Raw genomic sequence first — 25,931 nt, forward strand, 5'->3', positions numbered from 1 at the left:
TCCGGCTCGGAGAGGGTGTCCCATGAGCCAGGTTCTCAGGATCGGCGCCGGCCTCGGCGCGCTCGCGCTGGCGGTGCTGGCGGCCTGCCCGTTCCCTCGCGCGACCCAGAGGCCGATGCGTTCGAGCCAGCTGCTGGCCCACGCGGGCGAGCGCAGCGACACCGTGGCGATCCTGCTGCAGGGCCACGGCGACGCGCCGGAGGAGTTCGTGCGCCACGGCTTCGTCGCCGAGCTCGAGGCCGCGGGGGTCGACGTGATCCTGGCCGACGCGCACTCGGGCTACTACGCCGAGCAGTCGACGGAGGTGCGGCTGTGGAACGACATCGTCGCGCCGGCGCGCGCGGCCGGCTACTCGCGCGTGTGGCTGGTGGGCATCTCGATGGGCGGGATGGGGGCGATCTGGACCGCCTCGATGCACCCGGGCGAGGTCAGCGGGGTGGTCCTGCTGGCGCCGTACCTCGGGCGCCGGCGGACGCTGCGGGCGATCGAGGAGGTCGGCGCGCCGGCCTGGCAGCCGCACGCCGAGGCGGGGCCGTGGGACTACGAGATCTGGCGCTGGCTCAAGCAGGCCAGCGCGGCCCAAAACCCGCCGATCTTCCTCGGCTACGGCACGCACGACGCCGACCGCGGGCGGGCGCTGCTGGGCCAGCTGCTGCCGCCCGAGCGCGTGTTCACCCGCCCGGGCGGGCACGACTGGCAGACATGGACCGAGCTGTGGCACGTGATGGCGCCGAAGGTCCCGTGGCGCGGCGAGGACCCGCGAGCGCCCGGCGCGGGCCTGGTGCTGCGCACCGCCGACGAGCTGTGCCAGGACAAGGGCTTCGACTTCGCCTACGACCCGGCCGGGATGCCGATGGAGGGCAGCGGCGAGCGAGGGTGCGGCTTCGGCCCGGCACGCCGTGCGTCCCCGAGACCAGCGACGCCTACTGCGACGGCGCGGCGATGGTCGCCTGCGAGCGCGGCAAGATGACGGCGACGAACTGCGTCCAGCACTGCCGGCAGGTCGGCGACCCCGAAGGCAACTTCCACGACTCCGGGCGCTGCGCGATCCGCAAGGACGAGGCCGCCTGCGTGTGCTGCGACCGCGACGAGCCGGGCTGCCTGCTGTGACTGTGCTAGCCTCGACGTGACGGGCCGTGGCGTCGCAGCGGTTGCGGGGCTGGTCTGTCTCTTCGGACATGGATTTTCAGCTATGTATTTTCGGACATGTTTTTGGATGCTGGTGAGCGCGGCGCTGGCGGGCTGCGGCGACTCCTCCGAGCCGATCCTCACCGACGGCGGCGCGACCCAGACGACGACCGCCGCGCCGAGCACCGACGGCGCGAGCTCGACCGGCGGGACCGCCGGGTCGCACGCGTGTGGGTCGCTGCTGGCGAACAACGACGCGGACTGCGTGTGCAACCCGGGCTTCGAGCGCTGCGAGCCGGGCACCAACGACACCGACTGCTGCGCGGAGGAGGATACCGGCGACGGCGAGTGCCCCGACCCCAACAGCTCGCAGGCGAACGGGCAGTGCTTCTGCAACGTCGGCTACACGTGGTGTAACCCCGACGACCCCGGTGACCTGTCGTGCTGCGTCGACCCCGACCAGACCACCACGACGCCGACCGAGGCGACGAGCGACGCGACGGGCGAGCCGACCAGCGGCGGCGAGGTGTGCCCTGACGCGCTCGATCCGCCGCCGAGCTGCGACGCGGACAGCGAGAGCTTCTACTGCACCAACCCGAGCTCGTGCGGGCCGCAAGGCGGTGTGCACTACGTGTGCGAGGGGGGCGTGTGGGTAGAGGACACCTCGCTCGATCAGACCTGCCAGCTCGACGGCTACGACTTCGCGTACGGCTGCGTCGACGACGGCGGCAGCATCTACGTCGAGTGCGGCAGCGGCTCGGGCGCGGCCTGCTCGGGCGAGGCGCCGAGCTGCCAGGACGCGAACACCTGGGCCGGCTGCAAGTGGGGCAAGACGAGCGAGGTCGACTGCTTCGTCGCGTGTACGGAGATCGGCGACGACATGGGGGCGACCTACGACCACGGCGCGTGCGAGGTGCAGGACGGCGAGGCCGTGTGCGCCTGCTGCGACGCGGGCGACCCCGGCTGCCCGGTCTGACGCGCGCGCTCGCGGCCACTGGCGCGGCCCGGGCGGCAGGGCGTACCCTCGAGCGCGACATGCCGCGCGCGCCCGTGCCCTCGTATTACTTCGCCCTCGTGGTGGTCCGCCGCGGCGACCGGTTCCTGGTCGTCCGCGAGGTCAAGCACGGTCAGCTGTGGTACCTGCCCGCGGGGCGCGTCGAGCAGGGCGAGTCGCTGTTCGAGGGGGCGCTGCGCGAGGTGCTCGAGGAGACGGGGATCCCCGTCGAGCTGACGGGCGTGCTGCGCGTCGAGCACACGGCCCACGCCGAGATGACGCGGGTGCGCGTGTTCTTGACGGCGCAGCCGACCGACGACCGACCGCCGAAGTCGACCGCCGACGAGCACTCGCTCGAGGCCCGCTGGGTGACCCTGGCCGAGCTGCGCAAGCTGCCGCTGCGCGGCGAGGAGGTCGAGGAGCTGTTCGTCGCCGTCGAGCGCGGGCTGCCGGTCCACCCGCTGTCGGTGATCACGCCCGAGGGCGCGCCCTGGCGGTGACGGCGAGCTGTCCGCAAAGACACGTGATCCGGACGTGACGGGCGGCATGTCCGAATGGACATGTGAAGATCAAGCCGGCGCGGAGCGGCGGCGGCGCCACAGCAGCGCCAGGACCACCACGACGCTGGCCTGGCAGACATGTCCGAACAGCCAGCCGCCGCGGGCGTAGAGCGTCGGCGCCGAGGCGGTGTCGCGGCCGAGCTCGAGCTCGACCACCAGGTGCTCGGGCGGCACCGGGGCGTCGATGCTGACGGCGCGCAGGTCGGTGGAGGCGACCACGCGGCCGGCGCGGTCGACCAGGGAGCTCGGGCCGGAGTTGACGGCGCGGAGCACGGGGATCCGGTGCTCCACGGCGCGGAGCTGGGCCAGCGCGAGGTGCTGCCACGGCTCGGCGGTCGCGCCGAACCACGTGTCGTTGGTGAGGTTGACGAACGCCTCGACGCCGCCGGGCTGGGCCGCGACCGCGCGGGCGAACGCGGGCAGCACGTCCTCGTAACAGACCAGCGGGCCGAACGCGATCGGCGGCGCCTCGCTGCCCGCCGGACCTGGCCGAACGACCAGGCGGCCCGGGCCCGCGCCGCGGAAGTTGTGGGCCATGCCGGGCACCAGGCCCTTGGCCCACTCCGGGTCGACCAGCGGGATCTCCTCGCCCAGCGGGACCAGGTAGATCTTGTCGTAGCGGCCCACCACCTGGCCGTCGGCGGCCATGTTGATCACCGAGTTGTAGCCGTACAGGTCGCTGTCGGCGGCGGTGCCGGCCCCGAACAGCGTCGGCAGCGAGTGGCGGCGGAGCACGCGGTCGTCGTCGCTGAAGTCGCGCTTGAACGGGCGGTTCAGCGTCCACGGGAACATGTTCTCCGGCCACACCACGAGCTCGGCGCCCTCGGTCTCGGCGCGGGCCGACGGCTCGCGCAGGCGCTCGAGCTTGGCCGGGCGGTCGAACCACAGCAGCGGGATGTTGGGCTGGACGAGGCCGACGCGCACGGTGCGGACCGTCTCGTGTTCGAGCGACGCGATCCGCCAGCTGCCGAGCGCGAAGCTCACGAGCGGCAGCACCAGCGCGATCGCGCCGAGGCGCAGCCCCGCGGTCCCGCGCGCGCCAGGCCTCGCCGAGCAGCACGCCGCACAGCAGCATCGGCACCTCGACCAGCTGGATGCCGCCGAGCTCGGCCGCCTGGATCCACGCGGGCCGGTTCGCCAGGCCCATCGCCAGCGAGAACGGGAACAGCATCGGCCACGACCACCACAGGCCCGACAGGGCCATCGGCATGACCCACAGGACATGTCTCGAGGGACCTGTCCATGCGGACACCATGGCCGCCCACGCGGCCAGCGGCGCGGCGGTCCACAGCGCGAACACCCCGAACAGCGGGACGCACAGCCACAGATCGAGCTCGCCGAAGGTGTGGAGGAGATCGACGATCCAGGGGTAGCCGATCACGCCCATGACGACGCCGGCGACGAGGCCGAGGCGCAGGGCCGCGCGCCAGTGGGGGGCTCCGCGGGCGGCGAGCCACAGCGGCGCGACCGCGAGCCAGGCCAGCGCGGGGGCGCCGTGGGGCAGGAACGAGGCGGCCAGGAGGGCGCCGGTGCCGGCGGCGGCCAGGAGGCGGAGCGTCGGCGCGCGGTCGGAGGGCACGCGCGAGAGTATTCCGCGCGCGGCCGTCCTCGCAACCTGCGCTTGACTCGCCGGGCCCGGCCGATAGCCTCATCGCCCACCATCGGAGGCGCCATGCCCAAGCTCAATGCCATCCTCGCGGTCGAGAAGGGCCGCCGGACCGAGCTCCACACGCTCATCACCAGCCTTCACAAGTCGACGCAGCAGCCGTCGCTGATGACGGGCCACCACAAGAAATTCACGCCGCGGCGCGAGGACGGCGAGACCTTCCCGGACGACTCGCAGGTGGTGCAGCTGACCTACGAGTCGGCGATCAAGGACATCACGGGGGCGCTGGTGTCGCTGCTCGACACCGTGGCCACCAAGGACTGGTCGAACTGCCAGGCGCGGGCCGACGTGGTGGTCGACGGCAAGGTGTTCCTGCCGCAGGTGCCGGTGACCTACCTGTTGTTCCTCGAGAAGGAGCTGCACGACCTGCAGACCTTCATCGAGAAGATGGTCGAGCTCGACCCGGCCGAGCGCTGGTCGTACGACGCCGGCACGGGGCTGCACCAGAGCGACCCGGTGCAGACGCAGAAGACCAAGAAGGAGCAGCGGCCGATCGTGCTCTACCACGCGACCGAGCACCACCCGGCGCAGACGCAGCTCATCACCGAGGACGTGGTCGTCGGCCACTGGACCACGACCAAGCGCAGCGGCGCGATCCCCCGCCCGCGCAAGAAGGCGCTGCTCGAGCGCATCACCAAGCTGGGCGAAGCGGTCAAGTTCGCCCGCGAGCGCGCCAACACGATCGAGGCCACCGAGGTCGGCGCGGGCCGGCGGATCCTCGACTTCATCTTCGAAGGCACCCAGGCCGAGGGCCCGGTGACCAAGTAGGGCCAGGCGCCCGCAGGACCTCGCAGCCGCGAAGGAGGCCAAGATTCCCGACAGGGAGACAAGCTCAAGCTGGAGTTCAATCTCAGCAGCCGACCAGCGAGCCATGAAGGTTCGAGTCCTTCCCCCGACATCGCACGCGCGCCGGGGTGGCGAAACGGTAGACGCACCTTCACCTGCCGGTGAGGGCGGTTCGCAGGGCTTCAAGCTCATCTTCTCTCCCAAACTCAAGACAGGTCGGACGGAGCTCTCTCGACGCCCAGCCACACCCCGATCCGAGATGCCGGTTAGATTCCGGCCTGGCACGCCAATCGTATGTGCCGGTGGTCCAACGTCAAGACGCGGGTCTTCAGATCTAAGGGCTGGAAAAGGCCGTGAGCCTCGAATTCCGACCCCGCGGGCGCAAGTGCCGGTGGCACCCAGGTCCGCGGACCCCAGGGGCTCCAGGGTAGGCTACACTCTGGAGCTCCGCCTATTTGGTCCTGCATCTGGTGGCGAGCTGCGTCATCACTGCAGTGAGTCTGGCGAAGAAGCGGGCGCCGTAGCGAGGGCAGCGCTCGATGATCTTTGCAGGATCGAGCGTACCGACGAGTTCGAAACCGTGATCTTTCCTGTAAGAGCCGGCTCTCGTCGACCCAGCGGCGCGCGCAAGGGCGCTGAAGAGGTCCTGCTTGGGCACTTCTTCTACAGACTTTCGCTTCGGCAGAGCCTTCGCTCGAACGCGTTGCCGTAGAACTTGGCGAGCGCGTCGGGGTCCGCAAGGATCCAGGCCTCCATCGCCTCGACCATGAAGTGCAGCTGGTCCTGTTCGATCCCCGCCGGCTGTTGCCACTGATCCCCTCTTCGGCGGGCGACATGACCCCACGGTTCCGCCTCGGAGCGCACCGGCCCTTCGCTGTCCACCAGGAGAAGGCGAGATCCTCGGGGTTCGCCGCGACGCCGTTGACGAAATCTTCATACGCCGTGGAGCGTCCGCCACACGCGATGACACGCGGGCGGGGTAAATCACCGAGGTGACGCGCGAAAAGCTGCGTGAAACCGATGCGCAGGGGCATCTGCTGCGCCCGGGTCTCACCGCCGCCCTCCACGTAGATCCGAACACCGGACCAGGTCGGCCGTCGGCGAGCCGCTACCATCGGGTACCTCCGAGTTCGCCCTTGGCCCACAGCTCCCCGAGCCCGTACCGCTCGAGCCACACGGCCAGGCGCTCAGGATCGAGGCGCTGCATGCTTGTGGTGCCTTCGTGGCGCTCGCACACCAATATGGACTCGGGCGCGTCCGTGAAGGCGTCGACCAGTTGACTCGAGTGTGTCGTGACGACGAGCTGTGTCCGCCCGGCTGCATCACGGAGGAGGCGCGCGAGCTCACCGAGTAGATCGGGGTGCAGACCGAGCTCAGGCTCTTCAATGCAGATCAGGCGAGGCGGCGACGGATCGAGGAGTACAGCCAGCAGCGCCAACCATCGGAGCGTGCCGTCAGAGAGGCGGGTCGCCGGGATGACCCGCCCTCCTGTCTCCTCGAGGAAGATCTGGACCGTCCCGCCCAGCACGCGTACGTCGTAGTCGACGATGCCGTCGTAGAGCCGGCGGAGGCCGCTCAGGACGGCGGACTTGGTCTCCGAGCGCATCCGCAGGTGATTGAGGACCAGGCCCAGGTTGCTGGCGTCCTCCAACAGATAGTCGTTGGGGAGGCTGGCTGGTTGCGGTTGACGCGGAGGTGCGTAGCGGCCGAAATTCCAGGAGCGGTACAGTCGAATCGCGCCGTAGGCGTCGGCGAGATACGTCAATTCGGGGTACTGATCCGGATCCCGGCGTTGCGCGAGGATGGAGCGCTGTGGATCGATCTGTTCGTGCCGGAGCTCTCGACGTTCACCCTGTGCGGTGAGCATTGGGCGGCCGCGCTCGTAGCCGAAGAACAAGAACGGTTTCTTCTGGCGGCTCTTCGGACGGGCAAACTCGACCCGTTCATCGTCGAGCTTGAAGCGCTGTCCGGCCTCGACGAACGCAAGACGATGTCGCAGGTCGCCGCGCGACTCGGGGTGATTACACACGACTGCCTCGAGCTCGGCACGCGCTTCGCCGGGCCCTTGCCAGATCCATGCGAGGATGTCTCCGCTGTCGCGGACCGGGTTCTGCAGCTCGGTCGGCGCAGCGCGCAGGAGCCCGATCGCATCGATGAAGTTCGATTTTCCCGAGCCGTTGGGCCCGATCAGGATGTTGAGCGATCGAAGCTCGACGGTAGGGGCTTCCGGCCCGAAGGAGAGGAGCCGCTGGAGTCGAAGGCTGCGGAGGAGCATGCGTGGAGGCCTGCCTTGGTGTGGGTAACACGGCGGTCACGAGCAGATCAACTTCGCGCGTCCGCTCGGCCGTTCCTGCGGTTGCGGCGCGCGTGGCGATCGTTGTATGGTCCGGCTCGCGTGTCTGCTGCGTCCCCCCGCTCAGTGATTCGCCCGCGCGTGCTGCCGCGTGCGCGCAAAGTGCAGAAGGTCCCGTTCGTCGAGCTGTACGCCGGCCGCCTGCAGGGCGTGGTCTCGAGCGGCTCGGACGAGGAGCGGGTGTACGTCTCGTACTTCGAGGCGGGCACCGGCAACTTCTATTGTAGTACGAACAACAACCGGCCCTGCGGCGGCCTGCGCGGCTCGCCGTGCAAGCACCTGATCGAGCTCATCAACGAGGGCGTGCTGCAGTACGGGCCGGCGCGGGTGGTCGCGTATCTCGGGCTGCAGCAGGCCGAGCCCGACAAGGTGAAGTCGGGCGCCGAGCTGGTCCGCTTCATCAAGGGCGGGCCGCACAAGGTCGAGGCGGGCATGGTGTTCAGCCGCTTCCTCACCTATCTGCAATACGTCAGCGTCGCCCCGACCGGCGTGCCGCTGCCCGACATGGCCTGGTTCGTGCGCTGATGTCTTTGACGGATCTGAAGAGTGTCCCCGAGCCCGTCGTGCAGACCGCCGAGCTGATCGGGCACCTCGACGAGGTGTTCGAGTCCGGGTTCGGGCGGCTGTCGAGCGCCAACCTGCAGACCCTGGCGTCGCTGGCGGCGAGCTTCGCCGGCACGCCGCTGGCCGAGCCGCTCGACGCGGCGATCGCCGGGCTCGGGCGCTCCGAGTTCGTCGATCGTCACTTCGCAGCGATCGCGGCGGCGCGCGCCGCCGCGCACGGGGCGATGCACGACGCGCTGGTGGCCCAGGCGAGCGTGGCGCTGGGACGGCCGCGGGCCGAGCTCGAGGCGCTGGCGGACACGCCGGGGCAGGCCGCGCCGCCGCGGGCCGCGGTGCTGCTCGAGAGCGTGCGGCAGTGGTTGATGGAGCTGGCGATCGCCGGCTTCGCCAACCTCGAGGTCGGGGCGCTCTTGCCGTTCCAGGCCACGCTCGACGCGATCATGGCCGAGCCGGCGCTGGTGCGGCACGCGGCGCTCTTGAGTGGATTCCTCGACGAGCTGCTCACCGTGTTCCCGGCGCACGGCAAGCCGGAGGTGCCGCGGCTGCGGTGGGCCGATCTGTGGACGCGCTCGATGGTGCTGTCGCTGGCCCCGCCGACGCCGGCGGCCACGCGCGAGGTCAAGGGCGAGCTGCGGGTGTTCGCCACCGACCTGCGGCAGCACGACCACGTGGTCTCGCTGGTGGCCTTCGGCGCGCTGCACGAGGCGGGCAAGCCGGCGCGGGTAGTGCGGACGCAGGTGTCGGCGTTCAAGGTCGACGTGCTGCAGGGCGACGACCTCGCCGGGCTGCTGAATGAAGTCGGCGGCAAGCTGCTCGAGGCGATCGCCGGCGGGCAGGGTTTGAAGATCTCCGGGATGTTGTTGCACGCCACCGGCGACCTGGTGTGGCAGGAGGCGCGCGCCGAGGTGCTGCCGGCCAAGTTGAAGCTGGCCGAAGAGGCAGCCGCGGTGCTGACCTCGCCGACGGCGCTGCGGCCGAGCGCGCGGCCCGAGGATCGTCATCCTGCCGTCGTCGAGGAGCTGGTGTGGCTGCCGGGCGATGGTTACGCGGCGGTGGGCAAGGAGGCGCGCGAGCTGTCGCTCGGCGGGCAGCCGTTCCCGCTGGCGTTCGAGCGCTGGCCGAGTAGCGACGACCTGCTGGCCGCCGACCTCGCGGGCAGCAAGGGCCTCGTGGCGCTGCTGCGGTTCGACGGCGGGCGCTGGTCGCTGCAGCCGGTGATGATCGACAAGGGCAAGCCGGTGCCGCGGATGATCGGCACCGGCCTGCAGGCGGTCCGCGGCAAGGCCAAGGGCGGCAACCTCGCGACCCTCAAGGAGCGCGCCGGCAAGCTGCTGCGCAAGAAGAGCTGACCATGAGCGCCGCCGATCCCGAGCTGATGCAGCGGGCCCGTCAGGGGCTCTACTGGCGATTGATGTCGGCCCTGTTCGAGCAGGGCGACGCGGCGCCGAACCTCGAGTCGCTGGCGCGCGAGCTGGCGAACACGACCGACCTGCCGGTCGAGCTGCTCGACCCCAAGGTGACGGTCGACGTGCTCGTGCACCGCTTCCCCAAGCTGAAGCCCGAGTTCTCGCGGCCCTTGCCCGGCTTCGAGCCGCCGACGCCGGACGGTGAGGCGCAGCAGCCGAATGAGGGCCCGACCGATCTGAAGAGCACGGTGCAGCGGGCGCTGGTCGTCTCGAAGCTGCTGCTCAACGCGTTCGGGCCCAACACGCAGGGCTCGGTGACCGCGCAGCAGTACGGCGCGTGGGCCCGCGACGTCGAGTGGCTCGAGGGGGCGCTGGGGCTGCCGCCGGGGTCGCTGCGGCAGAGCGGCAGCGCGCAGGGCTCGGGGCCGCCGTCGGGCGGCGGCGGCGAGGCGACGCGGCCGCCGATCGGCGACGACGAGCTCAAGGCCGGCCTGGCGACGCTCGAGGCCGACATGATCCACCGCATGGACCTGCGCGAGGTCCTGAAGGACCCGGTGCTGAGCGAGCGGCTGACGCCGTCGATGGCGCTGCTCGAGCAGATCCTGTGGGACAAGGGCAACCTCAGCGGGCCGGCGCTGCAGAACGCCAAGAAGCTGATCGCCCGCTACGTCGACGAGCTGTCGAAGGTGCTGAAGCTGCAGATGCGCCAGGTGACGTCGCGGGTGCACGACCACCGCGTGCCGCCGCGGCGGATCTTCCGCAACCTCGACATGAAGCGGACGATCTGGAAGAACCTGACCAACTGGGACCCGAACGAGCGCCGGCTGTACGTCGACCGCCTGTTCTACCGCCGCACCGGCAAGAAGAGCCTGCCGTCCAAGCTCATCATCATCGTCGACCAGTCGGGCTCGATGACGTCGGCGATGGTGCAGACGACGATCCTGGCGTCGATCTTCGCCGCGCTGCCGAAGGTGATCGTCCACCTGTTCGCGTTCGACACCCGCGTCATCGACCTGACGCCGTTCGTGCACGACCCGGTCGAGACCCTGCTGCGCACCAAGCTCGGCGGCGGCAACGACATGCGGCTGGCGCTCGACCTGGCGGCGCCGTGCATCGACTCGCCGCAGAACACCGCGGTGGTCGTGATCTCCGATTTCTATGATTGGAGCGACTTCTTCTCGGTGCTGCGCCAGTGGAAGGAGTCGGGCTGCCACCTCATCCCGGTAGGCTCGCTGCACACGACCGGGTACTTCGCGGTCAACCCGGAGTACGCGGCGAAGTTCAAGGAGATCGGCGCGCCGATCCTCAGCGGCAGCCCCAAGAAGCTGATCGAGCAGATCAAAAAGGTGATGTAATCGCCATGGCCAAGAAGATCGCTACCCCCGCCAACGTCGAGTCCGCCGCGCCCGCGCCCGCGCCGGCCACCAGCGAGACCAAGCTGCGCATGCCGGCCGAGGAGAAGTACGCGGCCGAGCTGGCGTACCTGGCCAGCGTCGACAAGGATCCGCGGCCGTTCGCGTGGCGCCTGTCGCCGCGGATGATCCGCACGTTCATCCTCGGGGCTGGCCCCGGGACAGCTTCGATCGGCCGATCGCGCAGAAGTTCTTCGGCGACGCGTCGCTGGTCGAGCGGGCGATCGTGACGCTGGCGTCGGACCGCGGCCTGCTGCTCATCGGCGACCCGGGCACCGGCAAGAGCTGGCTGGCCGAGCTGCTGGCGGCGGCGACCTCGGGCAACTCGACGCACGTGGTCCAGGGCACGGCGGGCACCACCGAGGACCACATCAAGTACTCGTGGAACGTGGCGATGGTGATCGCCAGCGGGCAGTCGCGCGAGTCGATGATCCCGTCGCCGATCATGACGGCGATGCAGCGCGGCGAGACGGGCCGGTTCGAGGAGCTGACCCGCTGCGGCTCCGACGTGCAGGACGCGCTGATCTCGATCCTGTCGGAGAAGTACATCACGATCCCCGAGCTGCGCGGCGACGAGAGCGTGGTCTACGCCAAGCCGGGCTTCAACATGATCGCCACCGCCAACAGCCGCGACCGCGGGGTCAACGAGCTGTCGACGGCGCTCAAGCGGCGCTTCAACTTCGTGACGATCCCGATCGTCACCAACAAGAAGTCGGAGAAGGAGATCGTGCTGTTCCGGACGCGCGAGCTGATGGCGCGTCACACGATCACGGTCGACGTGCCGCCGACGATGCTCGACATCCTGCTGCAGACGTTCGCCGACCTGCGTGAGGCGACCGCGAACACGACGTCGGAGGATCAGCGGCTCGAGTCGTCGCTGTCGACGGCCGAGCAGATCGGCGTGCTCGAGGACGCGCTGCTGCACAGCAACTTCTTCGGCGACAGGGCGCTGCAGCCGGGCACGCTGGCCCGCTCGCTGGTCGGCACGCTGGTCCGCCGGGTGCCCGAGGACGTGTCGATCCTCAACAAGTTCTGGCACGCGACCGCGGCCGAGACCGACGGGGTCAAGAAGCGCAAGAAGGGCGAGGAGGCGGCCGCGCCCGCGAAGGGCGAGAAGTCGCCCGAGTTGGAGGCGTTCGTCGCCGGCGGCAAGCAGGCGCTTTCGTCGTTCAAGTAGGCGGTGCCCCGGTGAACTCGATCCTCGACCCAGCCCTCCTCGACCCGGCGCTGCAGGCCCTGCGCACGCAGCTCGAAGCGGCGGCGGCGGCGTTCGCCGGCGACTCGGCCCACCTCGGGGCGCTGCTGCGCGCGATGATCGAGGACGTCCAGCGCGCCACCGCGGAGCCGGTCGAGGTGTTCCCGGTCAAGCACCACTCGCCGGCGTCGGCGCTGCACATGCTGCGCCGGCTGCGAGCGCGCGCCGAAGGTGATCTACATGGAGGGCTGCGAGGACCTGAACGCCTCGCTCGCCGGCCTGCACCACTGCCGCTTCCCGGTGGCGCTGCAGGCGTTCGCCCCCGAGGCGCCGGCGTTCCCGGCCGACTGGACGCCGCTCAACGTGGTGCTGCCGTTGACCGAGTTCTCGGCCGAGTACCAGGCGATCGCGTACTGCCTGCAGAACCCGGGCACGAAGCTGGTGTTCGTCGATCGCTCGGTCGACCACGTGTTCCAGTGGATGCCGAAGGGCGGGCCGCCGCCGGGCGAAGACAGCGGCGAGGCCGACGACGGCGGCGAGGAGCCGGCGACCGAGGAGACTGCCGGCGAGGGCGAGGGCGCGTCGACCGGCAACACCGGCAACTTGCACGGCGGCGCGGTGGGCCTGCAGATCGGCGACATGCAGCCGACCTTCGGCGACTTCCTCGACGTGCTGCTGCGCAACGCGAAGGTGCGGCACTACAGCGAGTGGTGGACGCAGTACGTCGAGGGGCCGACGCTGGCCTGCGACTACGGGACGTATCGCCAGGTGTTCTTCCTGATCGGCTCGCTGCTGCGGCGGATCGGGATCACCGAGAAGGACCGCGCCGCCGACTGCGAGCGCGAGCGCTACATGTGGACGCGGATCCGCGAGCACATGAAGGCGCACAAGATCGACCCGCGCGAGGCGATGTACGTGTGCGGGGCGATCCACGCGGTCTCGCCGATCCCGGATTCGGGTCGAAGGGCGCGGCGTGGACGGTGCCGGCGAAGACGCCGACGCAGTGGTTCTACGGGGTGGTGCCCTCGAGCTACGCGGCGATCGAGCGCCAGTTCACGCTGCCGGCCGGCGAGATCTCGATCGCGCAGTCGATGTGGGACAAGGGGCTGCAAGCGCTCGAGCTCAAGCCATTTGGAATTGAGGCCGAGAAGAAGGCGGAGGCCGAGGGCAAGCCGACGGTGCGCAAGAAGGCGGCTGCGGCTGCGAGCGCTCCAGCGGCGCCAGTCGAAGTGCCGGTGACGGTGAGCGGGGCGGGCTTGCGTGAGTTCTTGACCCGCCCGCCGACCTTCGTCACCGCCGACGACGAGCAGCTGATGCGCTGGTGCATCGAGATCGTCCGCCTGGCGCGCAAGCACGGCTACAACGCGTCGACGGCCGACACGATCGCGATCCTTCACACCTCGACGCTGCTGGCGCGGCTGCGCGATCGGCCGCACCCGTCGCCGTACGACTTCCAGGACGCGGCCGTGACGTGTTTGGAGAAGGATCGCGTGCCCGGCCGCCGCGACGTGCGGCGGCTGTGCCAGATCTTGCTCGGCGGCGATCGCCTCGGCCGCGTCGGCTATGAATCGCTGCCGCCGCTGGCGCAGGACGTCTACGACCGCCTGGCGGTGCTCGGCGTCAACCTCAAGTCGAGCCGCATCGAGCGGGCGCTGCTCGACATCCAGGGCCGCCCGGAGTTGCTCCCGGCGTCCGACCTGCTGTGGCGGCTGCGCTACCTCGGCGCGGGCGTGCGGCCGATCATGGGCGAGCGCACGCTCGGTCACAAGCCGAAGCAGGAGTCGTGGGACATCGAGATCGGCAAGCACCAGGGCTCGCTGATCCAGCTCGGCTACGAGGGGCTGACGATCGAGCAGGTGCTCGAGAAGCGGCTCAAGACCAAGGCGTTCGAGGCGACGTCGCGGGCCGCGAAGGCGCTCGAGGCGGCCGAGGACAGCGTGCTGTACCTGCGCAGCGGGCGACTGACGCGCGAGCTGGGGCTGCGCGCGACGGAGCTCTTGCGCGCGGAGCTCGGTGGCAACGACGCGCCGGAGATCTTCCAGCGCGTGCGCGGCCTGGTCCACTACTACCGCACGCTGGGGATGCCGGATTGGATCAAGGACTTCGTGTCCACCGGCTACCGCCACTACGCCACGCTGCTGCCGACGGCGTTCACCGATCGCGGCACGGCGCCGCGGCAGCTGGCGGCGATGCTGGCGTTCATCTTCACGCAGGAGGCGCTGGCGTTCTCGATGGGCTGCGAGCGCAGCCAGCTGCTGATCGCGGTGGCGCAGGCGGAGCCCGAAGACCCGCCGAAGATCGCGCTGCGCTGGGCGGCGCAGTGGATCCTGGGTCAGCGCACGGAGGACGAGATCCGCGCCGACTTCCAGCACCTGCTGAGCAGCCCGATGCTGCTGCCGGCCTTCCCCGAGTACATGGCGGGCTTCCTGCTCGCGCTCGAGTTCACCCCGCGGATCTCGAGGCTCGCGGTCGAGTTCCTCAGCCGCGCGTTCGCGGCCCTGCCCGACGAGGTGCTGGTGCCGTGGCTGCCCAAGCTGGTGGTGACGCTGCGCCCGCTCGGGCCGGGGGTGATGCAGACGCTGGTCAAGGAGGCGGGCCTGGCGTTCCCGCGCGACCTGGCCAAGCTGCCGGCGTGGGAGTTCTCGTGGGACCGCAGCGTGCCGGTGGCGCCTCCACCTGCCCCGAAGGCCAGGAGCGAGGCGAAGGCGAGCGCGAAGGCGAGCGCGGCGGCGCCGGCCGTCGAGCGCTCTCCGGCCGAGCTGGCGGTGGCGACGCTGCTGCGCGCCGAGCCGGCCTCGCTGAACGCGCTCGCGGGGCTGCTCGGGGTGCCGACGACGTGGGCCCCGCTGGCGCCCGCGGACGAGACGAGCGCGGCGACGAGCGAGGCCGAGGTGGTGGCGAGCGAGGCAGCCGAGGACGCGGAGGCGGCGAGCGTCGCCGACACGCCGCTGGCGCAGCTTCTGGCCGCGCACCCGGAGGCGCTGCAAGCCCTCGCGGCGCGCTTGCAGGCGCTCGCGTGAGCGCGGCTGCGGGCCCCGGCGCCTTGCAAGCGTTCGCCCGGGCGTGCCACGCTCGCGCGGTGCGCTGTCTCGTCGCCTGGGTGATGCTCGGCTCGCTCGTTGGATGTGCTGGCTCGAAGGACATGTCGCAAGGGGCAGCTTCGGCGAGCGGCGAGCGGCCGGAGCCATCGGCCTTGAAGGTGCGCGACGCATCGATGCCAGGCGAGGACTCGGCCGCGGGACCCGATGCGACAGCGCCGGCGAGCGCGGAGGCGAGTGCTGCGGGGGGAACCGACGCCGCCGCGCCGGAGGCCGGGCCCGTCGCGTCTGCGCAGAGCGCCGCCGTCGCACCCGCGAAGGTCCCGCCGGCGAGCCTGCTGGGGCGCACGCAGGCGGAGATCGAGGCGCAGCTCGGGGCGCTGCGGTTTATCGAGGGCTGGGCGCGGCCCGCCGACAGCGCGCTCGAGCTGCAGTTCCGCGGCGGTCGCTGCGTCGGTCTTCGCGGACATGTCCCGGAGGACATGGACTGCGCGGCGGTGGCGGCGTGGCTCGGCTTCACCGCGGCGACCTTCCCGTTGCGCCGGTCCGACCGCTGCGAGTGGCCGGGGATCAGCCTCAAGCACCGCCTCGCCGACGGCGTGGCCGGCAGCTACGTCCCGGCCACTCGCGAGTACGCGCTCACGCTGCAGCGGTGATGACGAGGCGGCCGAGCGTGCGCGACGGACGACGCGGTCCGTGGTTCGCTGCACGAGGGCCGAGCCACTCGTGCAACTTCGGAGCGAAGCGTCGGGCGGTCTGCGGATCGAGGCGAAAGCAAGTTGGACGAGAGCCCGCGCACCCACACGCTGCACCGCGGCGAGATGTGCCTGCGACTGCTCGGGCAGTGCCTCCGACGCAGCCATGCGGAGATCCGCACGATGTCCTGAAAGACAGGTGACGTCGGACCGCGGCGAAGGGCGATACTCCGTGGTGAGCAAGCTGTCTTCGCGGACAGGTCGGCCGCGACGGTCGCGCCGGGCGCCCCGAGCGCGCGGAGAGCTCCCGATCCTCGGTCTGCGCTGCGGGTTTCTCCCGGGTCTGCGGCGGCTCGTGCGGCGATTGCGCGAGATCGCGCCCCGATCCCGGCGCGCTCGCGGCCGTCGCCTTGCCAAGGCCGATCCGGTGTGGTCTCGTCAGCGCGGATGCGCCTGACGGGCCTCGCGGCGAGCTGTCTCTTCGGACATCTCGTCGCGGCGTCGGGCTGCGGCGGCGACCCCGCGGCCCGGCCGAGCGGGCCGAGCCGCCGGCCGAGCCGGTGCTGCGCGCGGACGAGTTCGCCGATCCGCAGGGCGGGCAGCGGTTCGACGGTGACGTGCGCTTCGCCGGTGGGGCGACGATCGGCGCGCGACAGGTGACGCCGGCCGACCCGCGCCCGGGCGAGGCGATCAAGGTGCGCTTCGCGGCCACGGGCATCGGCGCCGGCGCGCGCCTGCGGGTCGGCTTGCGCGCGCCGCAGATCGCCGGGCTGCAAGAGGCGCGCGGCCAGACCAGCGTGCCGCGCGGCCCGGTCGACGACCCGCGCGACCGCTTCGTCGAGCTCGCGGGGCCGGTCGAGGCCGCGGAGGTCGAGCTGGCGCTGGCGTCGCCGTGGCACCCCAGCCACGCGGTGATCGTCGCCGAGCTGGTCGGCGACGTGGCGGTCGCGGGGCCGCGGCGGGCCGACGGCGTGGCGATCCTCGCGGCGGTGCGGGTGGCCGGCGGGCCGATGCAGGTCACGGCGCCGCGGGCGAGCGGCGTCGCGGTCGACGGCGTGCTCGACGAGCCGGTGTGGACCGCCCAGGCCGGCGTGCCGCTGACGCTGTCGCTCGACGGCGAGCCCGACCCTCGGCCACCGCGCCGGCGCAGGCGGGCTCGCTCGGGACGCTGGCGCCCGAGCACGGCACGCGGGTCGCGTTCGCCTGGGACGACGCGTTCCTCTACGCCGCCGCCGACGTGCCCGACGACGACCTGTGGACCGAGTACGAGCAGCAGGACGACCCGCTGTACAAGCAGGAGGCGTTCGAGCTGTTCGTCGCGGCCACGAACGAGGGCCGGCGCTACCTCGAGTATCAGGTGTCGGCGCGCGGGGTCACCTTCGACGCCCGCTTCCCGCGCTACCGCGCCGGCGACGAGGCGTGGGACTCGCGCTGGACGACGGCGGTGCAGGCCAAGGGCACGATCGACGCCGCGCGCGACCGTGACCGCGGCTTCGTCGTCGAGGTCGCGATCCCGTGGGACGAGCTGTGCGCCGAGACCGAGCTGGCCTGCCCGCCGCGCGCGGGAATGCAGCTGCGGGTCAACGCGTTCCGCCTCGAGCGGGTCGGGCGCAAGCGGGCCGTCGGCCTGTCGCTGAGCCCGACCCGCGCGCCCGACTTCCACGCCTGGGACAACGCGGCGGTGCTGCGGCTCGAGTGAGGGGACGATGCTGAACTTGAAGACATGTGCGTTCGGACTTGTCCTTGCGAGCATGTTCGTACAGACAGGTTGCGCCGGCGGGCAAGGCGGAGGCGGCAGCGCCGGCGGGGGCGGGAGCGGGGCCGGCGGCGTGCTGGCCGACGGCGCGACCACGGCCCCCGGGTGCGCGGGATCTCCATCGCCGTCGAGGACGTGAGGCTGTCGAGCGCTGGGGCGGCGCGCTACGGCACGCCGGTCCAGCAGACGCTGAACGCGGCCGAGGCGGCGCTCGTCGAGGCGATGAACGGCGCCGGCCTGCGCCACGACGCCGGGCTGTCGCGAGCGGCGCGCGAGCTGGCTCGCACCGCGCCCGACCGCACCAACGTGCCGGGGGCGCTGATCACCGGCATCACCTCGTGGGTCGGGCTGTACGACCCGCCGCCGCGGCTGGCGATCTCGGAGCTGCCGCGCGACGGGGCGCCGTGCGGCGAGCAGGTCGGCGCGAGCTGCCGCGAGGCGATCGCGATGCTGGCGAAGGCGGCGCGCGAGTCGGTGCGGCAGCTGACGCGCGGAGGCGTGTACTTCGGGGCCGGGGTGTCGACGCTGCCGGACGGGACGATGCGCCTGGTGGTGGCGCTGACCGAGCGCGGGGCGGCGATCGAGCCGATGGCCAAGGCGCTGCCGGCGAACGGGCGCGCGGAGATCCGCGGGCGCCTGCTCGGCAAGCGGCAGAACCCGTCGTTCGAGGTGTTCGACCCGCAGGGCCGGTGGACGCCGATCCCCGCCAAGATCTCGCGCGGCGAGTTCGTCGGCCAATTCTCGTGCGAGCACGGGCGCGGGGCCTACCAGGTCGAGGTCCTGGCCGAAGGGGCATACGGGCCGGAGGTCGTGGCCAACTTCCCGCTGTACTGCGGCGAGGACCCGCCGGGCGCGCTGCGCATCGAGGTCGAGCGGATGGACGCGAGCGTCGACGCGGCCGAGATCGCCCGCGCCAACTTCGCGGCGCTCAACGACACGCGCGCGCGCCAGGGGCTGCCGCTGCTGCAGTGGGACAACCAGGCGGCGGCGATCGCCCAGGCGCACAGCGAGGACATGCTGCGCAGCGGTTTCGTCGGCCACACGTCGCCGTCGACCGGCGACGTCGACGACCGCTTCAACCGCGCGGGGGTGAAGTCGGCGGTGGTGCGCGAGAACGTGGCCCGCGGCTACGGGCCGTGGGCGATCCACCAGGGGCTGATGCAGAGCCCCGGCCACCGGGTCAACATCCTCGCCGACGACGTGACCCACGTCGGCATCGGCGTGGTGATCGCCCCGCCCGAGACCGAGGCCAAGGACGCGCCGCGACCGATCCTGCTGACGCAGAACTACTACTCGAAGGTCGGCGCCGACGCGCCGACGTCCGACATGCCGAAGGCCCTGCGCGACCGCGTCGACGCCCTGCGCAAACAGAAGGGCCTGGCCGCGATCGGCTGGCACAAGGGGCTGTCGGAGGCGGCGCAGGTGTTCGCCGACGGCATCGCCGGCGGCAACGAGGCCCGCGCGACCAAGCAGTACGACGCGCTGCTCGAGAAGCACCGGTTCGCCCGCGTCGAGACCCACCGCGTGCTGGCGCCGAGCTTCGCCTCGCTCGACGGGGTCCAGCTGTGGTCCGAGGCGGTCGCGGGCGCGGTCGGGGTCGGGATCGCCAAGGTCGCCAAGGGCAAGGACGTGGGCTCGCTGGTCGTCATCATCGCCGTCGGAGCGGCGCGCTGAGTGCTGCTGCGATTCTTCATCTACGGGGTGATCGGCTGGGCGGCCGAGATCGTGTGGACCGCGGCGTACGAGCTCGTCACCGGCACCCGCAAGGACCCGCTCGACCCGCGCTTGCGCGTGAAGATGACGCCGCCCGAGCGGTGGAAGCTGGCGGGGCACACCTATCTGTGGATGTTCCCGCTGTACGGAATGGGCGGCCTGGCCTTCGAGCCATGTCATGAGTGGATCCGCGACTGGCCGTGGCCGATCCGCGGGGCGCTGTGGGCCGCGGGCATCTTCGCCGTGGAGTACGCGTTCGGCCGGCTGCTGCGCGCCCTGTCGGGCCGCTGCCCGTGGGACTACAGCTACGCGCGCTGGCACGTCCACGGGCTGGTGCGGCTCGATTATGCGCCGGTGTGGTTCGCGTTCGGGCTGTTCCTCGAGCGGCTCCACGACGCGCTGCTCCGCCTCGGCGCCTGAGGTCGTCGGGGAGAACATCGCTCAGGGCCGGCGGCGGCGGCGCCGATTGACCCGAGCAGCGGGCCGCGGCATGCTGATCCCGTGAGCCTCGCCCTCGCGCCCCGAATCGATGCCGCCTTCACCGGTGGTTATCGCTATTACGGCGCGCGGGCGTAGCACCTCGTCGCGCCACGAGGGGCCGCCCGCGGAGGGCAGGCCCCTTCGTCGTGCGGATCGGCCTGCCGCGGGAGTCCCCCAAACCCCAGCAGGTCCGCATGTTCCACGTCCAGCTCGATCCAGAACACCCCGGCTTCCATGACCGCTCGTACCGCGCCCGGCGCGACGACATCGCCCGGATCGCCGACCGCTACGCGGGCGACGGCGCCATCCCCGACGCGCCGTACACCGCCGCCGAGCACGCGGTGTGGCGGACCGTGACGACCGCCCTGGCGCCGCTGCACCGCCGCTTCGCCGCCCGCGAGGTGCAGGCGATGCTGGAGCGGTTCCCGCTGCCGACCGGGCACATCCCGCAGCTCGCGGGAGTGTCGACGCGCCTGCGCGCGGCCTCGGGGATCCGTCTGCGCCCGGTGGCGGGGCTGATCACGGCCCGAGATTCCTGGCGGCGCTGGCGGCCGACACGTTCCTGTCGACGCAGTACATCCGCCACGCCAGCCGCCCGTGGTACACGCCCGAGCCCGACGTGATCCACGAGCTCGTCGGTCACGCGGCGACGCTCGCCGACCCGCGCGTGGCCGCGCTGAACCGCCGCTTCGGCCGCGCGGCCCTCCGCGCCAGCGAGGCGGCGCTGCCGGCCATCGAGCGCGTCTACTGGTTCACGCTCGAGTTCGGCCTGGTCCGCGAGGCCGGCGAGGTGCGAGCGTTCGGCGCCGGCCTGCTGTCGTCGGTCGAGGAGATCGAGCACGCGGTGCTGCACACGGAGCACCGCGCGTTCGACCTCGACGCGATCGCGGCGACCGAGTACTCGCCCGCCGACCTGCAGCCGCAGCTGTTCGTGGCACCTGGCCTGGAGGACATGTTTAATAAGACATCCGCGTGGCTGGACGGCTTCGCCGGGTGAGCGGCGGGCGGCTCCGGGCGGGAATGCGAGGCGGCGCACAGCCGCCGGCGCGCACCGCCCGGATCACGCGAATCCTCGCGGTCCGTTCGCGAGGTCTTTGTTTGATTACAAAAGATAGTGAGCCCGCCGATCTTGCGGACATGCGACCGCCGGCCAATGGCCGGAGTGCGCCCGCGTGGACGCCCTCGGCGAGAGGTTCGATGATTCGCGCCGCGGCGTGGCCGCCGGGCCGCGCGCCCGCAAGAGCGGCCCGGGACGACGGTCCAGGTGGAGCGGCGCGGGCGTCGCCGGGAGCGAGCGGCTGTCGCCGGTGGCTCGAACTCGCTGTCAGTTTCGCTGCGTCACGCGGCGTCCATCCGCAAGACGACCACGGTCGAGCTTCGACCTTTCGGTGTGATGGCCGTCGGCCGGTGAGGGGAGAGAACCTGGCCTGGGAGACATGCTGCCGCCTCCTGCGAGAGGCCGCGGCCGAGATTGCGTCGCGGCTCACAGCGGCCGGGAGGCGCGACCTGAAGCATGAGAAGGCCCGTGGGACGTTCGCGACGCGCTGGGTCGCGACGCGGTGCGATACGACCGCAGACCGCCGTTCTCTCGTGCTCTTCATCATCGCCCTCAAGGCCTCCGGTACAACCTGAGCCATGGTTGTTCGGGTCGAGCGAGGTGCTCGATCCATTGGGTGCGATCAGAGATTTGACGACGCGAGAGGATTGTACTGTCATGACCTGGAGCGAGCGATATGCGATGTCCGCGGGGACAAGCTCCGCGGGCGAGGAGCGCGGGGCGGCTGCGGTCCTGTGTCTGGCGGCTCGTGCTGTCAGTCGCAAGTCCGCGGATTGGTGGGACCAGAGAGGGCGGAGCTCGTTCCGCCTCGCCGACGATCATCACGGGTCTCCGCGGGCCGACCGCTCGCCGATGCGCCCGGCGTCGCGCTCCAGCCTCGGGGGGACCACCGTTTGAACGGCGCTCCTGGGCCCGCCGGGCCTGAAGGTCGTGATTGCCTGCACTGTACAATCGCAGGAGATGAGGTAGATCCCCTCGTACGACGATAAAGACGACAGCTTCCCGGGGCGCCCGCTCCTGACAGAGTGTGGGCAGAACGCGAACGGGTGAGCGTGGTCCGTCAGGACAGACACGCGCTCCTCATGAGCGCCGAGTCGTTCCATCGCGCCCGGAGCGGCCGTGGAGGCTGATCGAAACGCGAGACATCCGCGCGGGGCCCGGTAGAGGCCGGGCGACCGCGTACAGCAGGATACGGGCGAGGAGCCCGGTGTGCAGAGCGTCCGCGAGGACGAGCATCGACAGAGAAAGAGGTGTGAGTATGACGTTGCGTAGTTACAAATCGAAGTACATGGCGGCGCGTGGGATGAGCGTGGCGATCCTCGCCGGAGCCGGCGCGCTCGCGGGGGCTCGGCCCGCTCTCGCGGACAACGGGCCGACGACGGAGAACGGCGCCTGTATGCAGGAGGTGTTCACGACGGAGGTGGGCGGCGGGACCCTGAACTGCACCGCCAACGATGTAGCGATCTCGGCGGCGACCTCGGTCTCGCCGGCGACCTGCGTCGCGGGCACGACGTTCGACCTCACTGCTACCTTCCAGACGGTCGTGACCGCGAACTCCCGCTACGACGTGGGCTTCTGGTTCAACACCGAAGGCGGCGCCAGTGCCCGCGGCGACGGGTCCAGCGACCAGTGCTCGCTCAGCGCGCTGCAACCCCTCCCCGGCCAACGGGCCCGTGCTGAACCTCGACGGTGACGCCTGCGGCGACCTCAACTCCGGCACGTACTCGTTGACCTTCACGATCGAGGACGTCCTGTGCGAGGCGGCGCCGGGCACCAATGTATTGCGGCTGCCGAACTGCACCAGCTGGCACAACAAGGTCGGCACGGTCTGCGACCCCAACACCGACGAATTCGAGTTTTCCCGGACACCAAGTCGAAGTGCGTGTGCGACGACAACTTCACGGTCCCGGTCGTGGTCGTGCCGGTGGAGCTCCTCGTCGTCAAGCGCGTGACGCCGACGACCTTCGTGGAGCCGGGCGGTATCGCGACCTACACGGTCGAGATCACCAACACGTCGGGGACGACGACCGTCAACGTCGACAGCATCGACGACGACCTGTACGGCGATCTCCTCGATCCCACCAACCCCCTCGTCACCGACAACACCTGCCTCGCCCTCGACGGCGATCCGATCGGGCCGAACGGGACCGTCACTTGTACGTTCAAGGCGCTGGTCGATGGGAATCCGGGGGACGTGGTGACCGACACGGTGCTGGCTTGCGTGACCCAGGTCGGCGTGCCCGAACCGATCTGCGGCGACGCCTCGGCGTCCGTCACCATCACCGACGAATTCGTGCCACCGACGCTGATCAAGACCGCCCTGTCGACCGCGAATTGTTCGATGCAGGTGGACGCGACCTACCAGGTGGTGGTGCAGAACAACTCCACCAAGGACAGCCTGACCGTCAACACGCTGACCGACAACCGGTTCGGCAACATCACCGCGCCCCACGCCGCCGGGGGGCTTCGAGCAGGTCGTGAGCACGACCTGCACCGTCCCGCGGAGCGTCGCCATCGGCGGCAGCACCACCTGCTCGTTCGTCGGTCGCATCGTCAGCAATCAGTGCGACTTCAGCCACGTGAACACGGTGACGGGCGGCGTGACGGACAGCGACAACGTGCAGAGCACGCCCTCGGGCTCGGCCACGGTGACCGTGTCGACCACGCCGTAGGCGGTCCGCGGCATGAGCGGGCGCGACGGCGGCTCGGCTGATCCGCGCCGGTCGCGGGCCCGCTCTGCACAATGGGCATCGTGCGATGGTCGGGTCTGCCGCAATGGTAAGACCACGAATCCGGGCGTCGGTGGGCCGCTGCCGACGCCCGGAGCTGCGTGGGTTCAGCGTCCGCGCCGGCGACGGTGCGCGAGCAGGACCAGCAGCGCGAGCATCGGGCCGCTGGAGGCCTGCGAGTCGCAGGCGCAGCCGTCGCCCGGGTCGTCGGGCGTCTGACCCGACGACTCGGGCTCGCTCGTCTTGCCGCAATCCGGCAGGTCGTCGGCGGCCGGGTTGTCGCGGCAGAAGTCGAAGTCGTTCGGCTCGTCGCCGCCGCTGCCGGTCACGCCGGTCTGCTTGCGCATCAGCACCGTGCCCGGGGTGGGCATGTGGGCGAAGGTCGTGCGGCCCTCCGGGTCCTCGACGACCAGGCGCACGTGCAGGCGGACGTCGGCGTGGACGTCGTCGAGCACGAGCTCGATGTCGAACTCGGTCGACTCGACCGGCGAGACCGGGACGAGCGTCTGCCAGTCGAGCTCGAGGCGCGGCTCGTCGGGCATCGCGGCGTACTCGAGCCGCCAGGTCGAGCCGGGCATCGCGTCGACGCACGCGGCCAGGCGCACCGGGTCGCCGTACCACACGTCGACCGCGGTGGTGAAGATGGCGGCCGCCGGCGGCGCCGCGTCGAGGTCGCCGTCGTGCACGCGGAACACCCCGCGGCGCGGCGTCCAGTCGTTGAGGACCGGCTCGTAGGTGTAGCCGGCCACCACGTACGCGCCGGGCGCGAGCGCGGAGGTGTCCCAGTCGACGCCCGGTCGCGCCGCCTCGCAGGTGATCGGCCGGCGCTCGGCGGCGCCGGTGATCGGCCACCAGCAGTCGGCGAAGTAGGGGCTGTCCTCGACGACCTGCCCCGGCTTCAGCTCGGCCGGGTCGAAGTAGCCGGAGTCGATGTTGGCCTGGACGTCGGCCAGGCTCAGCCAATGCGGGATCGACTCGGGCGGCGCGTCGCGGCAGAAGGCCACGAACTGGTGGGTGCGGCTGTCGGCCGGCTCGTCGGGCGTGAGGCAGATGTCGATCGAGGGGATCGTGTAGTCGAGGTGGACGACCGGGTCGACGCTGCGGTCGACCCGGGTCAGGCACGCCTCGCCCCGGTGCAGCACGGGCGTGCGCGGCAGGCCGACGTTGCCCGCCGAGGCGGCCTCCGACCACGCCAGCGCCGCGAGCAGCGCCGCCGGCGGCGCCGCCCGGACGAGGATGTCCCGAAGGACAGGCATCACTCGAGGCCGACGACGCGGATCCGGTGATTGTGGGTGTCGGCGATGTAGAGCAGGCCGTCCTCCCACGCGACGCCGTAGGGGCGGTCGAGCAGGGCCGCCGCCGCCCGCCCGCCGTCGCCGCCGTAGCCGGGGTTGCCGCACTGGCCGGCGACGGTGGTGATCACGCCCTCGGTGTCGACCTTGCGCACGCAGGAGTTGTCGGTGTCGGCGATGTAGAGGTTGCCCGCGGGGTCGAGGTCGATGTCGCTGGGGCGCGACAGCGAGGCCGCGAGCGCCGGACCGCCGTCGCCGCCGAAGGTGGGGTCGCCGTTGCCGGCGTAGGTGCTGATCACGCCCGACGGGTCGATCTTGCGGATCCGGTTGTTGCCCGAGTCGGCGAGGAAGATGTTGCCGGCGCCGTCGATCGCCAGGCGCCCGGCCGGCGGCGCCGACTGCCCGCCCGGCAGCTTGATCTGCGCCGCCACGGCCGGGCCGTCGTCGCCGCTGAAGCCGGCCATGCCGGTGCCGAGGAAGGTCTCGATCTTCTTGTCGACCCCGACCTTGCGGATCCGCTGGTTCGCCTGATCCGTGATGTACATGTTGCCGGCGGCGTCGAACGCCGTGGCCACCGGCAGGTCGAGGATCGCGTCCTTGGCCGGGCCGCCGTCGCCGCCGTAGCTGCGCATGCCGTTGCCGCAGATCGTCGTCAGCGTGCCCGCCTTGGTGTCGAACTCGATGATCTTCGAGTTGTGCCAGGCCGAGATGATGAGCTTGCCGTCGGGCGAGTTGCTCAGGTGGGTCGGATGATTGAGGTTGGTCTTCAGCGCGTCGCCGTCGGGTGCGTCGCCGAGCTCGCCCGTGCCGACCACGCGCGTCACCGTGTCGTCGGCCTCGACGACGATGATGCGGTGGTTGTTCCAGTCGAGCACGTAGGGCCGGCCGTCGGCCGCGAAGGTGAGGTCCTGCGGGAGGTACAGCTCGGTGTCCTCGCGGTCGAGGCCGTCGTCGCCGAGGCCGGCCTCGCCGGTTCCGAGGTAGTTGCAGATCTTGCCGGGGCCCGGCTGGCAGCGCTCGTCGCCGCGATCGCAGGCGGGGCTCGCCGCGAGGGTCAGGGCCGCGAGCGAGAGCAGGGTGGCGGAGGTCTTGATGGACATGGCTTTA

At 71.2% G+C, this 25,931-nt stretch carries 22 protein-coding genes and 4 pseudogenes; 19 read left to right on the forward strand and 7 right to left on the reverse strand.

Features of this window, described 5'->3' with window-relative positions:
• Nucleotides 1-22: 22 nt before the first annotated feature.
• From OV079_RS47815 to OV079_RS47830, 4 genes are all read left to right on the forward strand, one after another.
• Nucleotides 23-970 carry an alpha/beta hydrolase gene (locus OV079_RS47815; RefSeq protein WP_267776812.1) on the forward strand — a complete coding sequence of 316 codons (948 nt, stop codon included), beginning with the start codon at nt 23-25 and terminating at the stop codon, nt 968-970.
• Nucleotides 943-1,110, forward strand: a complete 168-nt coding sequence (locus tag OV079_RS47820; protein WP_267776813.1) for a hypothetical protein — start codon at nt 943-945, stop codon at nt 1,108-1,110. The genes OV079_RS47815 and OV079_RS47820 overlap by 28 nt, the downstream gene beginning before the upstream one ends.
• Nucleotides 1,111-1,216: 106 nt before the next feature.
• A complete protein-coding gene (locus OV079_RS47825; protein WP_267776815.1) occupies nt 1,217-2,104 on the forward strand; it encodes a hypothetical protein in 888 nt (295 codons plus the stop codon).
• Between the two features lie 59 nt (nt 2,105-2,163).
• Nucleotides 2,164-2,622, forward strand: coding sequence for an NUDIX domain-containing protein (locus OV079_RS47830; RefSeq protein ID WP_267776818.1), 459 nt, complete (start codon nt 2,164-2,166; stop codon nt 2,620-2,622).
• 69 nt (nt 2,623-2,691) lie between these two features.
• On the opposite strand, the gene lnt is transcribed toward OV079_RS47830, so the two are convergent.
• Both lnt and OV079_RS59835 read right to left on the reverse strand, forming a co-directional pair.
• Nucleotides 2,692-3,906 carry an apolipoprotein N-acyltransferase gene (gene lnt / locus OV079_RS47835; protein ID WP_420829462.1) on the reverse strand — a complete coding sequence of 405 codons (1,215 nt, stop codon included), beginning with the start codon at nt 3,904-3,906 and terminating at the stop codon, nt 2,692-2,694.
• Nucleotides 3,800-4,261 (reverse strand): annotated as a pseudogene (locus OV079_RS59835) (hypothetical protein); the annotation flags it as partial. The gene lnt and the pseudogene OV079_RS59835, both read right to left, overlap by 107 nt.
• A gap of 93 nt (nt 4,262-4,354) precedes the next feature.
• Here OV079_RS59835 and OV079_RS47845 point away from each other — a divergent pair.
• Nucleotides 4,355-5,116, forward strand: a complete 762-nt coding sequence (locus OV079_RS47845; protein WP_267776820.1) for a DUF7873 family protein — start codon at nt 4,355-4,357, stop codon at nt 5,114-5,116.
• A gap of 681 nt (nt 5,117-5,797) precedes the next feature.
• Here the strand turns inward: OV079_RS47845 and OV079_RS47850 are convergent.
• Nucleotides 5,798-6,025, reverse strand: a pseudogene (locus OV079_RS47850) (DUF4276 family protein); the annotation flags it as partial.
• A 217-nt stretch (nt 6,026-6,242) separates the two neighbouring features.
• A complete protein-coding gene (locus OV079_RS47855; protein WP_267776823.1) occupies nt 6,243-7,409 on the reverse strand; it encodes an AAA family ATPase in 1,167 nt (388 codons plus the stop codon).
• A 180-nt stretch (nt 7,410-7,589) separates the two neighbouring features.
• On the opposite strand from OV079_RS47855, the gene OV079_RS47860 reads away from it, so the two are divergent.
• The 4 genes and pseudogenes from OV079_RS47860 to OV079_RS47880 all read left to right on the forward strand — a co-directional run bounded on the left by OV079_RS47860 (nt 7,590) and on the right by OV079_RS47880 (nt 12,046).
• Entirely contained in the window at nt 7,590-8,012 is a 423-nt protein-coding gene (locus OV079_RS47860) for a hypothetical protein (RefSeq protein WP_267776825.1), read from the forward strand.
• The gene (locus tag OV079_RS47865; protein WP_267776827.1) at nt 8,012-9,400 is read left to right on the forward strand and encodes a hypothetical protein; all 1,389 of its coding nucleotides are present in this window, start codon (nt 8,012-8,014) and stop codon (nt 9,398-9,400) included. Before OV079_RS47860 ends, OV079_RS47865 begins: the two co-directional genes overlap by 1 nt.
• A gap of 2 nt (nt 9,401-9,402) precedes the next feature.
• Complete coding sequence (locus OV079_RS47870) at nt 9,403-10,812, forward strand: vWA domain-containing protein (protein WP_267776829.1); 1,410 nt, start codon at nt 9,403-9,405, stop codon at nt 10,810-10,812.
• A gap of 89 nt (nt 10,813-10,901) precedes the next feature.
• Nucleotides 10,902-12,046, forward strand: a pseudogene (locus tag OV079_RS47880) (ATP-binding protein).
• Here the strand turns inward: OV079_RS47880 and OV079_RS47885 are convergent.
• Nucleotides 12,039-12,266 (reverse strand): hypothetical protein, encoded by a 228-nt coding sequence (locus OV079_RS47885; RefSeq protein WP_267776834.1) that lies wholly within the window; start codon nt 12,264-12,266, stop codon nt 12,039-12,041. The pseudogene OV079_RS47880 and the gene OV079_RS47885 overlap by 8 nt on opposite strands.
• A 38-nt stretch (nt 12,267-12,304) precedes the next feature.
• Between OV079_RS47885 and OV079_RS47890 the strand changes: the two genes are divergently transcribed.
• From OV079_RS47890 to OV079_RS47935, 10 genes and pseudogenes are all read left to right on the forward strand, one after another.
• On the forward strand, nt 12,305-13,303 hold the full coding sequence (locus OV079_RS47890) for a DUF5682 family protein (RefSeq protein ID WP_267776836.1): 999 nt from the start codon (nt 12,305-12,307) through the stop codon (nt 13,301-13,303).
• 74 nt (nt 13,304-13,377) lie between these two features.
• Nucleotides 13,378-15,084: a DUF5682 family protein gene (locus tag OV079_RS47895; RefSeq protein ID WP_420829597.1), complete on the forward strand. Its 1,707-nt coding sequence runs from the start codon at nt 13,378-13,380 to the stop codon at nt 15,082-15,084.
• Nucleotides 15,085-15,278: 194 nt separating this feature from the next.
• The gene (locus OV079_RS47900; RefSeq protein WP_267776837.1) at nt 15,279-15,758 is read left to right on the forward strand and encodes a hypothetical protein; all 480 of its coding nucleotides are present in this window, start codon (nt 15,279-15,281) and stop codon (nt 15,756-15,758) included.
• Between the two features lie 1,111 nt (nt 15,759-16,869).
• On the forward strand, nt 16,870-17,496 hold the full coding sequence (locus OV079_RS47905) for a carbohydrate-binding family 9-like protein (RefSeq protein ID WP_267776838.1): 627 nt from the start codon (nt 16,870-16,872) through the stop codon (nt 17,494-17,496).
• 162 nt (nt 17,497-17,658) lie between these two features.
• Nucleotides 17,659-19,227: a CAP domain-containing protein gene (locus OV079_RS56840; protein WP_267776839.1), complete on the forward strand. Its 1,569-nt coding sequence runs from the start codon at nt 17,659-17,661 to the stop codon at nt 19,225-19,227.
• Nucleotides 19,228-19,686: a putative ABC transporter permease gene (locus OV079_RS47915; RefSeq protein WP_267776842.1), complete on the forward strand. Its 459-nt coding sequence runs from the start codon at nt 19,228-19,230 to the stop codon at nt 19,684-19,686.
• 254 nt (nt 19,687-19,940) lie between these two features.
• A pseudogene (locus OV079_RS47920) lies at nt 19,941-20,743 on the forward strand (phenylalanine 4-monooxygenase).
• Nucleotides 20,744-22,061: 1,318 nt separating this feature from the next.
• Nucleotides 22,062-22,496, forward strand: a complete 435-nt coding sequence (locus OV079_RS47925; RefSeq protein WP_267776843.1) for a hypothetical protein — start codon at nt 22,062-22,064, stop codon at nt 22,494-22,496.
• Complete coding sequence (locus tag OV079_RS47930; RefSeq protein WP_267776845.1) at nt 22,477-22,755, forward strand: hypothetical protein; 279 nt, start codon at nt 22,477-22,479, stop codon at nt 22,753-22,755. Before OV079_RS47925 ends, OV079_RS47930 begins: the two co-directional genes overlap by 20 nt.
• The gene (locus OV079_RS47935) at nt 22,716-23,516 is read left to right on the forward strand and encodes a COG1361 family protein (protein ID WP_267776847.1); all 801 of its coding nucleotides are present in this window, start codon (nt 22,716-22,718) and stop codon (nt 23,514-23,516) included. Before OV079_RS47930 ends, OV079_RS47935 begins: the two co-directional genes overlap by 40 nt.
• Before the next feature lie 123 nt (nt 23,517-23,639).
• Here OV079_RS47935 and OV079_RS47940 read toward each other — a convergent pair whose 3' ends face one another.
• Both OV079_RS47940 and OV079_RS47945 read right to left on the reverse strand, forming a co-directional pair.
• Nucleotides 23,640-24,788, reverse strand: coding sequence for a hypothetical protein (locus OV079_RS47940; protein ID WP_267776849.1), 1,149 nt, complete (start codon nt 24,786-24,788; stop codon nt 23,640-23,642).
• Entirely contained in the window at nt 24,788-25,924 is a 1,137-nt protein-coding gene (locus OV079_RS47945; protein WP_267776850.1) for an NHL domain-containing protein, read from the reverse strand. The genes OV079_RS47940 and OV079_RS47945 overlap by 1 nt, the downstream gene beginning before the upstream one ends.
• Nucleotides 25,925-25,931: the final 7 nt, after the last annotated feature.

Origin of the sequence: Nannocystis pusilla (assembly GCF_026626665.1) — a bacterium.
GTDB lineage: Bacteria > Myxococcota_A > Polyangia > Nannocystales > Nannocystaceae > Nannocystis > Nannocystis pusilla.